Raw genomic sequence first — 11,815 nt, 5'->3', positions numbered from 1 at the left:
TTTCATACTTGCCAGTGGGCTTATTATTTCAGGTACTCACCGCTACGCAGCGCTTCAATGCGTTTATCCAGCGGTGGGTGCGTCATAAACAGCTCGCTTAACGATTTCGATTTACCGTTAATACAAAACGCCATCATGCTGGTCGCTTCTTGCGGCTCGTAGCTGGTTTTCAGGCGCTGCAGCGCGGCAATCATTTTTTCACGGCCAACCAGCTTCGCCGATCCCGCATCGGCATGAAACTCACGGTAACGGGAGAACCACATGGTGATAATGCTCGCCAGAATACCGAAGACCAGTTCCAGCACCGTCGCAACGGCGAAATAGATTAGCGGATTACCGTTACTTCCTTCGCCTTCATCGCGGTTGCCGCCCAGAAAACCAGCAGCAATTTGCGCGATAATGCGCGAAATAAAGATAACGAAGGTGTTAACCACCCCCTGAATCAACGTCATCGTCACCATATCGCCATTGGCAATATGGCTGATTTCATGCGCAATGACGGCTTCCGCTTCGTCAGGGCTCATGTTTTGCAACAGACCGGTGCTTACAGCGACCAATGAGGCGTCACGGCGTGCGCCCGTCGCAAACGCGTTAATGTCCGGCGCATGGTAGATAGCAACCTGCGGCATGGCGATACCGGCCTGGCGCGCTTGCGTTGCTACGGTGTTCATCAACCAGCGTTCTCTTTCATTGCGAGGCTGTTCAATAACTTCCCCTCCTACGGATTTTAACGCCATCCATTTGGACATCAGCAATGAAATAAAAGAACCGCCAAAACCAAACAGCAGCGCCATGATCAGCAAGCCTTGCACGCTGCTCGACTGTATCCCTGTCAGGCTCAGAACCAGCCCGAAAACGACCATCACGGCCAGGTTCGTCAGCAGGAAGAGCGCGATTCGCATCATAATTTTCTTTTAACCTCAATTTAACAAAGCGCACTATGCGATTACCCACATCGTATGGGTCTTATGGCTATTTTCAAGCATCACCAGGCGGTAAGTCACGAGAAAAACACAACTTTACATTTTGTAGCATTATCCTGACGACTTCTGCGCTTGTTAAAAAAAAACAGGCACAATTTTTTGTGCCTGTTTAGCGTTACTTATTGGCTGCCGCCTGCTCCGCTGGTTTTTCTTTTTCAAGATGCGCCAGGTCCAGAGCAATCTTCACCGTTTCATCAAGGTACGGGTCCGGCTCCTGGTAATCCTTTGGCAGATCGTCCAGTTTCTTCAGCAACGGTTTACCCTCACGTTTAAACCGATCGTTAATACGCGCCAGACGCAGAGCGTCTTCTTCATTGTTCTCTTTCTCACGCTGCGCATAATTCAGAGAGACGATGTTGCGCTTATCCTTCATGGCATTGAAACGTGCGATATCCTTCATGATGTACTGAAACTCAGGATCTTTGGCGATACGCGCGTTGTGTTCTTTCAATAATTCCGGGCCAAACGGGGCCAAATCGTCCGATTTCACGTATTTCGCCGCATCAATGCTATCCCACGGCAAGGCGTTATCTTCAAATTTTTCTCCGGTTTCCGTCTCTTCATTGCCAGTCGGCATGATGATATCCGGCGTGACCCCTTTACGCTGCGTACTACCGCCGTTGACACGGTAAAACTTCTGAATGGTGTACTGCACCGAACCCAGCGCAGGCCATTCCGGGCGAAGCATCTGATCGTAAATTCGGTTTAGCGAACGATATTGCTGTACCGTACCTTTACCGAAGGTCGGCTCACCGACAATCAGCGCGCGCCCATAATCCTGCATCGCGGCAGCAAAGATTTCCGATGCCGAGGCACTGAAACGATCGACCAGCACCACCAGCGGGCCTTTGTAGTAGACCACGCCGTCGGTGTCGCTATCCTCACGCACTTTGCCGTTATTGTCGCGCACCTGAACTATCGGACCAGAAGGGATAAACAGACCGGAAAGCGAAACGGCTTCCGTCAGCGCCCCGCCGCCGTTTGAACGCAGATCGATAACGATGCTGTTAACGTTCTGTTTTTCCAGCTTCTGAAGCTGAACTTTGACATCATCGGTCAAGCCGACATAGAAGCCTGGAATATCCAGTACGCCAACTTTTTCCTTGCCGACGGTTTTCACCGACATTTTAACCGCGCGATCTTCAAGACGAATCCGTTCACGCGTCAGCGTGATAATACGCGTTTTCGTCCCTTTGCCAGCCGGCAGTATTTCCAGTCGAACCTTGCTGCCTTTTGGCCCTTTGATCAGCGCCACCACATCGTCAAGACGCCAGCCAATGACGTCGACCATCGGTTTTCCGGCTTGCCCTACGCCGACGATACGATCGCCGACGCTAATCGACTTGCTCTTCGCTGCCGGGCCGCCGGCAACCAATGAGTTAATGACAGTATAATCGTCATCCATTTGCAGCACCGCGCCGATACCTTCCAGAGACAGGCTCATTTCGGTATTAAACTGCTCGGTATTGCGGGGAGAAAGATAATTCGTATGTGGGTCGATTTCACGCGCAAAAGCGGTCATCGCCAGCGAGAACACATCTTCACTGTTGGTCTGCGCCAGGCGACGAATAGCGAATTTGTAGCGACGCGTCAGCGTTTCGCGAATTTCTTTGTCGCTCTTGCCGGTGAGTTTCAGACTGAGCTCATCGAATTTCACTTTACCATCCCACAGAGCATTTAGCTCAGCCTCATCTTTCGGCCAGGGCGCTTTACTGCGGTCCAGGTTAAACGTATCGTTTCCGGTGAAATCCATTGGCCGTTCCAGCACTTTTAGCGCGTACTGGTAACGTTCAAACCGGCGCTTTTGCGCCAGGTTATAAAGATCGTAAAAAACATCCAGCTTACCCGTGCGCAGCTCATCGCCCAACACGGTTTTCTTTTTCGCAAACTGCTCGACATCGCTCGCCAACAAAACGTTGTGGCTATAGTCGAGAAGATTCAGATAGCGATCAAAAATCTTTGCCGAAAATGCCTCATCCAGATCGAACTGGCGATAGTGGGAGCGGGTAAAACGCGACGTTACGCGCTCACTCACCGTCGCATGTTGCGTCTCTTCCTTTAGTACGGGAATTTGATCGGCACGCGTAATATCTTCCACGGCGAAGGACTGGCCTGCTAATGCAAGCAGGCCAGCTAACGCGGTAAGCCTAAAAAAAGTGTTCATGCCAGGCCTGGCCTCCGTTTCAGAACACCAGGTGTTCTGCGCGTACAATCAAAGACATACCCGAATTCAGCTGTACACGGACACCATCTTTGGTGATTTCTAATACGGTGGCATCCATCGCATTATTACCCGCTTTCACCTTGAGGGACTGCCCTACGGTCAATACTGAAATATCAGAAACCGGCGTGTGCTTCTCTTCGCGAGGCGCACGCGGCGCTTTCGTCGTCGGTTTATCAGCGCGAGGTTTACGTTCAGCGCCTTCTTTACGACGCGCTACCGGGCGAGGTTTACGCTCGCGTCGCGGCGCGTCTTCTTTTTCGCCAGCCGCCGCGGCAGCTTCGCGTTTTTTCGCTTGCTGCTCTGCGCGCTGCGCCTGAACACGGGCTTTGGCTTCTTCAAGCTGCTTACGCGCATGTTCGACATGCTGTTCCTCCAGCTCGCCGCACGGATTGCCATCAAGGTCGACGCGCGTTGCGCCCGGCTTAACGCCGTACAGGTAACGCCAGCTTGAAGTATAAAGACGTAAAGCGGAACGAAGTTGCGTTTTGCTGAGGTTCATTTCGCCCCCAACTCGCTCTACCAGATCCTGAAAAATACCAATTTTCAGCGGGCGAGCTTCGCCTTCCGCACTAAAACAGTGAGGAAAACGCTCGGCCAGAAACGCGATAACTTCTTTACTGCTATTCAACTTAGGTTGATTTTCCATGAAATTTCCTGATTACAACGGACGTAGCCAACAAGCAGCAGGCATGAACAGGCGTCATTATAATGACGCCATCAGTAATTGCTACGTTATCCGTTGATTATCCTGCGACGCTCGCAAAGAATTTTTTGTAATCCGTCGTTGCAAGCACGGTTTCAAGCTGTGCGACCAGCGTACGCAGGCCGTGTTCATCTTCTTCGGTAAAACGGCCAAACGCCGTGCTATCTATATCCAGCACGCCGATAATCCGTTCGCCAACCGTGACAGGCAGCACAATTTCGGCGTTGCTGGCGGCATCACAGGCAATATGGCCGTCAAACGCATGAACATCATCAATACGTTGAACCTTATTCTGCGCTACCGCTGCGCCGCACACGCCGCGACCAACCGGAATCCGCACACAGGCGATTCGCCCCTGAAACGGCCCCAACACCAGCGTATCGCCTTCGAGGAGATAAAATCCTGCCCAGTTCACCTCGGTAAGACGTTCGAACAGTAGCGCGCTGGTATTCGCCAGCGTGGCCAGAAAGCTGGTTTCACCTGCCATTAACGACTGAAAATCGCGGTTTAACGCCGCGTATAGTTCTGTTTTGCTCATTATATAATCACTTCGTGGTCTTACTCCTAAACACAGGCTATTAAAATAAGCATTAAATGCGTTCTTGCTCAAGATTATTCCTGTCATGAGTTAAGATTACATTATTCTAACACTTTGATTCACGATACATGGCTCTGAACACCTCACACGTCACGCCAACAAAAAAGCTAACGATCAGGTCAATTAGCGAAGCGCTGCCGCGCAGCCACTACCAGCGCTGTCCTGAATGCGACATGCTGTTCAGCTTGCCGGAGATGAGCGCTCATCAAAGCGCTTATTGTCCTCGTTGCCAGGCCAAAATTCGCGATGGGCGCGACTGGTCGCTGACGCGGCTGACCGCGATGGCGGTAACCATGCTGCTATTGATGCCGTTTGCCTGGAGCGAACCGTTACTCCATATCTACCTGTTGGGCGTACGCATTGATGCCAATGTGATGCACGGCATCTGGCAAATGACGCAGCAGGGCGATCCGTTAACCGCCGCAATGGTGCTCTTTTGCGTGGTGGGCGCGCCGCTTATTCTGGTTTTTTCAATTGCTTATCTGTGGTTTGGCAGCCTCCTCGGCATGAATCTGCGTCCAGTCCTGCTGATGCTGGAAAAACTGAAAGAGTGGGTGATGCTGGACATCTATCTGGTCGGTATTGGCGTTGCCTCTATCAAAGTGCAGGACTATGCCTTTCTGCAGCCGGGCATCGGGCTTTTAGCGTTCGTCTCGTTGGTGGTTCTTAGCATTCTGACTATGATTCATCTGAATGTGGAGCAACTATGGGAACGATTTTATCCGCAGCGCCCTGCTCAACGTGCGGACGAAAGATTGCGCGTCTGTCTTGGCTGCCACTTTAGCGGCTATCCGGATGCGAAAGGACGCTGCCCGCGTTGTCATATTCCGCTGCGGTTACGCAGAAAACAGAGCATACAAAAGTGTTGGGCGGCCTTGCTGGCGTCTATTGTCTTTTTGCTGCCGGCAAACCTGCTGCCTATCTCGGTAATCTACATTAACGGCGGGCGTCAGGAAGATACTATCCTGTCGGGCATTATGTCGCTTGCCAGCAGCAATATCGCCGTCGCCGCCGTCGTTTTTATCGCCAGTATTTTGGTGCCGTTTACCAAAGTCATCGTGATGTTTACGCTACTGTTGAGTATCCATTTTAAATGCGAACAGGGACTGCGGACGCGAATTCTGTTGCTGCGTCTGGTGACATGGATAGGCCGCTGGTCGATGCTGGATCTTTTCGTTATCTCGTTAACCATGTCTCTGATTAATCGCGATCAGATTCTGGCTTTTACTATGGGACCGGCTGCGTTTTATTTCGGCGCAGCGGTAATTTTGACTATTCTTGCAGTGGAATGGCTGGATAGCCGCTTACTTTGGGATGCACATGAGTCAGGAAACGCCCGCTTCGAAGACTGAAGCGCAAATTAAAACCAAACGCCGTATTTCACCTTTCTGGCTGCTACCGCTTATCGCGCTAATGATCGCAGGGTGGCTAGTATGGGATAGCTACCAGGATCGCGGTAATAGCGTGACTATCGATTTTATGTCGGCGGACGGTATCGTACCAGGCCGTACTCCCGTTCGCTATCAGGGAGTAGAAGTCGGCACCGTGGAAGATGTCAGCCTGAGCAAAGATCTGCGCAAAATTGAAGTTCGCGTCAGTATCAAATCAGATATGGAAGATGCGTTGCGCGAAGAGACGCAATTCTGGCTGGTGACGCCCAAAGCCTCGCTGGCGGGCGTTTCCGGCCTGGATGCGTTGGTCGGCGGGAATTACATCGGTATGATGCCGGGTAAAGGCAAGCCCAGAGATCATTTCGTCGCCCTGGATACACAGCCCAAATACCGGCTTAGCAACGGCGATCTGATGATTCATCTCAATGCGCCGGATCTCGGTTCGCTTAATAGCGGTTCACTGGTCTATTTCCGTAAAATCCCTGTCGGACGGGTGTATGACTATTCGATTAACCCTAACAAACAAGGCGTGACGATTGACGTTCTAATTGAGCGACGGTTTACCGATCTGGTGAAAAAAGGCAGCCGTTTCTGGAATGTCTCCGGCATTGACGCCGATCTAAGCCTGAGCGGCGCGAAGGTGAAACTGGAGAGCCTCGCGGCCCTGGTCAATGGCGCGATTGCGTTTGACTCGCCGGACAATTCCAAACCCGCCGCCCAGGATGACACGTTCGGCTTATATAAAGATTTAGCCCACAGCCAACGAGGGGTAATCGTTAAACTTGAGCTGCCCAGCGGAGACGGTCTGAAGGCGGAATCTACGCCGCTCATGTACCAGGGACTGGAGGTGGGTGAGCTTTCTAAACTGACGCTCAACCCTGGCGGTAAAGTCACCGGAGAGATGACCGTCGATCCCAGCGTTGTTCCGCTGATGCGGGAAAATACGCGTATTGAGTTACGCAATCCCAAACTGTCGTTAAGCGACGCGAATATCAGTTCGTTGTTAACCGGAAAAACCTTCGAACTGGTGCCGGGCGACGGCGAACCGCGCAGTGAATTTGTGGTGGTGCCGGGTGAAAAAGCCTTGCTGCATGAGGCGAATGCCTTAACCCTGACGCTGACGGCCCCGGAAAGTTACGGCATCGAACCGGGCCAGCCGTTAATTTTACATGGTGTAAAAATTGGCCAGGTCATCGAGCGCAACTTATCCAGTAAAGGCGTGTCATTCACCGTCGCGATTGAACCGCAGCACCGGGATTTGGTACAGGGCGACAGTAAATTCGTGGTCAACAGCCGGGTGGATGTCAAAGTCGGCCTTGACGGCGTAGAGTTCCTCGGCGCCAGCGCCAGCGAGTGGATTGACGGCGGAATTCGTATTTTACCCGGTACGAGCGGGAAGATGAAATCCACCTACCCGCTCTATGCTAACCTGGAAAAAGCGCTGGAAAATAGCCTCAGTGACTTACCGACTACCACCTTAACGCTGACGGCCGAAACGTTGCCGGATGTCCAGGCAGGTTCCGTCGTGCTGTATCGAAAATTTGAGGTAGGCGAAGTCATCACCGTTCGCCCACGCGCCAATACCTTTGACATCGACTTGCATATTAAGCCGGAATATCGCCACCTGTTAACCAGCAATAGCGTGTTCTGGGCGGAAGGCGGCGCGAAGGTGCAACTTAACGGCAGCGGCCTAACGGTACAGGCCTCGCCACTCTCCCGCGCGCTGAAAGGGGCCATTAGTTTTGATAACCTGAGCGGCGCCAGCGCCAGCCGGCACAAAGGCGATAAACGCATTCTTTATGCTTCAGAAACCTCCGCTCGCGCGGTAGGCGGACAAATTACGCTGCACGCGTTCGACGCCGGAAAACTGGCGGAAGGGATGCCAATTCGTTACCTCGGTATTGATATCGGCCAGATCCAGACGCTGGAATTGATCACCGCACGTAATGAAGTGCAGGCAAAAGCCGTACTTTATCCGGAGTACGTACAGACATTTGCCCGCGCCGGGACACGTTTTTCCGTTATTACGCCACAAATTTCCGCGGCGGGCGTCGAGCATCTGGATACGATTCTCCAGCCCTATATTAACGTTGAGCCAGGACGCGGCGCGGCGCGGCGCGACTTTGAACTGCAGGAAGCCACGATTACCGACTCACGCTATCTGGATGGGTTAAGCATCGTCGTAGAGGCGCCAGAAGCAGGCTCGCTTAATATTGGCACCCCCGTCCTGTTCCGCGGTATCGAAGTGGGAACCGTCACCGGAATGTCCCTGGGGTCGCTCTCCGATCGCGTGATGATCACCTTGCGCATCAGTAAGCGTTACCAATATCTGGTGCGTAATAACTCCGTATTCTGGCTCGCCTCCGGCTATAGTCTCGACTTTGGTCTGACCGGCGGCGTGGTGAAAACGGGGACATTTAATCAGTTCATCCGTGGCGGTATCGCCTTCGCTACTCCACCAGGTACGCCGCTGGCGCCAAAAGCGCAAGCCGGTAAGCATTTCCTGTTACAAGAGAGCGAACCGAAAGAGTGGCGTGAATGGGGCACCGCTCTGCCACGTTAAACACCAGGCTCCGGCGTACTCGCGCCGGAGCGTTTTATGCTACACTGCGCGCCTGTTTTTTTGCCGGCGATACACCTGTGGCTCAACACGCTGTCTATTTTCCTGACGCTTTTCTGACGCAAATGCGTGAAGCAATGCCTTCCACGCTCTCTTTTGATGAATTTATTTCGGCCTGCCAACGCCCGTTGCGCCGCAGTATACGCATCAATACGCTTAAAATTTCCGTGGCTGATTTCCTTGCCCTAATCGCGCCCTACGGCTGGTCGCTCACGCCAATTCCGTGGTGTCATGAAGGATTCTGGATCGAGCGCGATGATGAAGAGGCATTGCCGCTTGGCAGTACCGCTGAGCATTTAAGCGGCCTGTTTTACATTCAGGAGGCCAGTTCGATGCTGCCGGTCGCGGCCCTGTTCGCCGATGATAATCATCCGCAGCGGGTCATGGATATGGCAGCGGCGCCTGGCTCAAAAACCACGCAGATCGCTGCCCGCATGGGGAACCGCGGCGCCATTCTGGCCAACGAATTTTCGGCCAGCCGCGTCAAAGTTCTGCACGCTAATATCAGCCGATGTGGAATCGCCAATACCGCACTGACGCATTTCGATGGTCGCGTATTTGGCGCTGCGTTACCGGAGATGTTTGACGCTATCCTGCTGGATGCGCCCTGCTCTGGCGAAGGCGTAGTACGTAAAGATCCTGATGCGCTAAAAAACTGGTCGCCAGAAAGTAATCTGGATATCGCGGCGACACAGCGGGAACTGCTCGACAGCGCTTTTCATGCTTTACGACCCGGCGGCACGCTGGTCTACTCCACCTGCACGTTAAATCGCCAGGAAAACGAAGAGCTCTGCCTCTGGCTGAAAGAGACCTACGCCGACGCCGTTGAATTTTTGCCGCTGGGTGATCTGTTTCCTGACGCTGACCGCGCCCTCACCCCGGAAGGCTTCCTGCACGTCTTCCCGCAAATTTACGACTGCGAAGGATTCTTCGTCGCACGTCTGCGTAAAATGTCATCCCTTCCAGCCATGCCCGCGCCGGGGTATAAAGTGGGGGCGTTTCCTTTTACCCCCCTCAAAGGCCGCGAAGCATTACACGTTACCCAGGCGGCCAACGCCGTCGGACTGCTATGGGATGAAAATCTCCATCTTTGGCAGCGTGAAAAAGAGGTCTGGCTGTTCCCGGCAGAAATTGAATCACTGATCGGAAAAGTCCGTTTTTCCCGGCTCGGTATTAAGCTGGCCGAAAGTCATAATAAAGGCTATCGCTGGCAACATGAAGCGACGATAGCCCTTGCCTGCCCGACTCATGCTCACGCGTTCGAACTTTCTGCGCAAGAGGCGGAGGAGTGGTATCGCGGTCGGGATATTTATCCGCAAACACCCCCTGCCGCTGATGATGTCCTGGTGACGTTCCAGCGTCAGCCGCTTGGTCTGGCAAAACGTATCGGCTCAAGAATAAAGAACAGTTACCCGCGTGAACTGGTGCGGGATGGCAAACTCTTTACTGGTAATAGTTAAAAGGCGCACAAAAAAACCGCACTTTTTGACTGGCGCTTTTGCGTACGTTGACTACGCTGAAAAATGGACGGCTAAACTGGTCGTACCACAATTAGCGTATTAACGGAGAGCACGATGATGAAAACCAGTGTGCGCATTGGCGCTTTTGAAATCGACGATGCCGAATTACATGGCGAATCGCCGGGGGAGCGAACGTTAACTATCCCCTGTAAATCCGATCCGGATTTATGTATGCAACTGGATGCCTGGGATGCCGAAACCAGCGTTCCCGCCATTCTCAACGGGGAACATTCCGTTTTGTTCCGTACTCATTACGATCCTAAATCTGATGCCTGGGTCATGCGTCTTGCCTGACTCAAAAAGAACCCGTCGCCAGGCGGGTTATTTATTCTTCCTTTTCTCATTTCCCCCCTGCGCTAACCTCTCCTACACTATCGTGTAAAGTAGTTAACATTGAGGATGTAATGTTCGCGCTGGTACTTTTTGTATGTTACCTGGATGGAGGATGCGAGGATATTGTCGTGGACATCTACGATACCGAGCAGCAGTGTCTTTATTCGATGGACGATCAACGGATTCGCCATGGCGGCTGTTTTCCGGTAGAGGATTTTATCGACGGCTTCTGGCGACCTGCGCAGCAATATAGCGATTTTTAACCCTGGTCGCTGATACCGCTATTGTATCCGCGCTAACGTCAATTGCCCGCCAAATACCGCGCCCGTATCAATATAGTGTACGTTGGCAAAATCCATGCGCCGACGCAACGGCGTATGGCCAAACCAAAAATGATCGGCTCCGCTAATCCCGCCGCGCTTATTTATGAGCCGTTCGCGGCTCCAGAGAACCTGATGTAAATCGACCTTTTTTTGCCATTGATAGGTTGACGCGGGGTAATCTGCATGAGCGATCACATGCGTGCTATGGCGGCAGCGAACTTCCAGTATCCAGGGCAGCCGCTGACAAAGAATAAAAAGCGCTTCAGCTTGCGCAGCGTGTTCAGCCGTCAGGCGGGTAAACCAGTCGCCACCATTCATCAACCACAGCGTCGACTGCGATGAGGCCCGCGCATCCAGCGCCATTTGTTCATGATTGCCGCGAACCGCCATCATCCAGGACTCACGCAGTAAAGCCAGGCAACCCAGGCTGTCCGGGCCTCTATCAATGAGATCGCCCACAGAAACTAACAAGTCTTGTTGCGGATCAAATCGACACTCACGTAACTTTTTCATTAACATTGAAAAACAGCCGTGGATATCGCCGACCACCCAGACATGCCGCCAATTCTTTGCCTCTATTCGCTGATAAACCTCTTCAGGCCGCATCATATTTTTCCTGTCGTTCATTACCCAGGACAGATATAAAAGGATAGCGTGTGCAGATTTTCTTGCTTAGTAAACGTGCTCTGTTGTAAATAGCGAATTTCATCAGTAGCGAGTAAATACTTTGTTATTATCGCAATAAAATATAACTGGCTGCGCCAGGGGAGTGTTATCCCCTGGCGCAGCGAGCTACTCACTATCGCCTGTTCACCTTCAATATTCTTCCTCCTTAAAAGCATGCCAAAAACATAAACCACATATCGACACCACAGGCTTCAGCACACTCTTTAGCTGAGTGAGATGCAAGGCAAACCAGCGCCAATGCAGGTGTTGTTACTGTGGCGACCATCCCCCCCACAAACAGGAGCAGCATAATTTTTTTTAAAGGCGGCATAACCTCTCCTGACAGTTAACAGACCATTAATCCTTATCGAGACATCATCCGTGCGCGGGTATCATAGACTTAACAACACGCAGCGTTATAAAAAAAGCTGTCTGGTTATACCGTTATTTAGAG

The 11,815-nt window shown here is 52.3% G+C and carries 12 protein-coding genes; 5 read left to right on the top strand and 7 right to left on the bottom strand.

The window, feature by feature from the left end; genetic code table 11:
• Positions 1-23: 23 nt before the first annotated feature.
• The 4 genes from htpX to K8W53_RS10065 form a co-directional block, all read right to left on the bottom strand.
• Positions 24-905 carry a protease HtpX gene (htpX, locus tag K8W53_RS10080; protein ID WP_000984498.1) on the bottom strand — a complete coding sequence of 294 codons (882 nt, stop codon included), beginning with the start codon at positions 903-905 and terminating at the stop codon, positions 24-26.
• Positions 906-1,098: 193 nt separating this feature from the next.
• Complete coding sequence (prc, locus tag K8W53_RS10075; protein ID WP_001091237.1) at positions 1,099-3,147, bottom strand: carboxy terminal-processing peptidase; 2,049 nt, start codon at positions 3,145-3,147, stop codon at positions 1,099-1,101.
• 19 nt (positions 3,148-3,166) lie between these two features.
• A complete protein-coding gene (gene proQ / locus K8W53_RS10070) occupies positions 3,167-3,853 on the bottom strand; it encodes an RNA chaperone ProQ (protein ID WP_000431401.1) in 687 nt (228 codons plus the stop codon).
• Positions 3,854-3,950: 97 nt separating this feature from the next.
• Positions 3,951-4,448, bottom strand: a complete 498-nt coding sequence (locus K8W53_RS10065; RefSeq protein WP_001518229.1) for a GAF domain-containing protein — start codon at positions 4,446-4,448, stop codon at positions 3,951-3,953.
• Positions 4,449-4,576: 128 nt separating this feature from the next.
• Between K8W53_RS10065 and yebS the strand changes: the two genes are divergently transcribed.
• From yebS to K8W53_RS10040, 5 genes are all read left to right on the top strand, one after another.
• Positions 4,577-5,860: a membrane integrity lipid transport subunit YebS gene (gene yebS / locus K8W53_RS10060; RefSeq protein WP_001207293.1), complete on the top strand. Its 1,284-nt coding sequence runs from the start codon at positions 4,577-4,579 to the stop codon at positions 5,858-5,860.
• A complete protein-coding gene (locus K8W53_RS10055; RefSeq protein WP_001542507.1) occupies positions 5,829-8,462 on the top strand; it encodes a PqiB family protein in 2,634 nt (877 codons plus the stop codon). The genes yebS and K8W53_RS10055 overlap by 32 nt, the downstream gene beginning before the upstream one ends.
• Before the next feature lie 77 nt (positions 8,463-8,539).
• Positions 8,540-9,979: a 16S rRNA (cytosine(1407)-C(5))-methyltransferase RsmF gene (gene rsmF, locus K8W53_RS10050; RefSeq protein ID WP_023223925.1), complete on the top strand. Its 1,440-nt coding sequence runs from the start codon at positions 8,540-8,542 to the stop codon at positions 9,977-9,979.
• A gap of 117 nt (positions 9,980-10,096) precedes the next feature.
• Positions 10,097-10,333, top strand: coding sequence for a YebV family protein (locus K8W53_RS10045; protein ID WP_024131108.1), 237 nt, complete (start codon positions 10,097-10,099; stop codon positions 10,331-10,333).
• A gap of 110 nt (positions 10,334-10,443) precedes the next feature.
• Positions 10,444-10,635: a YebW family protein gene (locus K8W53_RS10040; protein ID WP_000457838.1), complete on the top strand. Its 192-nt coding sequence runs from the start codon at positions 10,444-10,446 to the stop codon at positions 10,633-10,635.
• Between the two features lie 18 nt (positions 10,636-10,653).
• Here the strand turns inward: K8W53_RS10040 and pphA are convergent, their stop codons facing one another.
• From pphA to K8W53_RS10030, 3 genes are read right to left on the bottom strand one after another with little or no spacing between them, the layout of a single operon-like run.
• The gene (gene pphA / locus K8W53_RS10035; protein ID WP_017441967.1) at positions 10,654-11,304 is read right to left on the bottom strand and encodes a protein-serine/threonine phosphatase; all 651 of its coding nucleotides are present in this window, start codon (positions 11,302-11,304) and stop codon (positions 10,654-10,656) included.
• 17 nt (positions 11,305-11,321) lie between these two features.
• A complete protein-coding gene (locus K8W53_RS23910; protein WP_024137349.1) occupies positions 11,322-11,537 on the bottom strand; it encodes a hypothetical protein in 216 nt (71 codons plus the stop codon).
• Positions 11,528-11,692 (bottom strand): hypothetical protein, encoded by a 165-nt coding sequence (locus K8W53_RS10030; RefSeq protein ID WP_017441966.1) that lies wholly within the window; start codon positions 11,690-11,692, stop codon positions 11,528-11,530. Before K8W53_RS10030 ends, K8W53_RS23910 begins: the two co-directional genes overlap by 10 nt.
• Positions 11,693-11,815 lie beyond the last annotated feature (123 nt).

Origin of the sequence: Salmonella sp. A29-2 (genome assembly GCF_020150755.1) — a bacterium.
In the GTDB taxonomy this organism is placed as follows: Bacteria; Pseudomonadota; Gammaproteobacteria; order Enterobacterales; family Enterobacteriaceae; genus Salmonella; species Salmonella enterica.
Note: the sequence above shows the minus strand (reverse complement) of the source record. Positions and strands in the feature narration are given on the sequence as shown.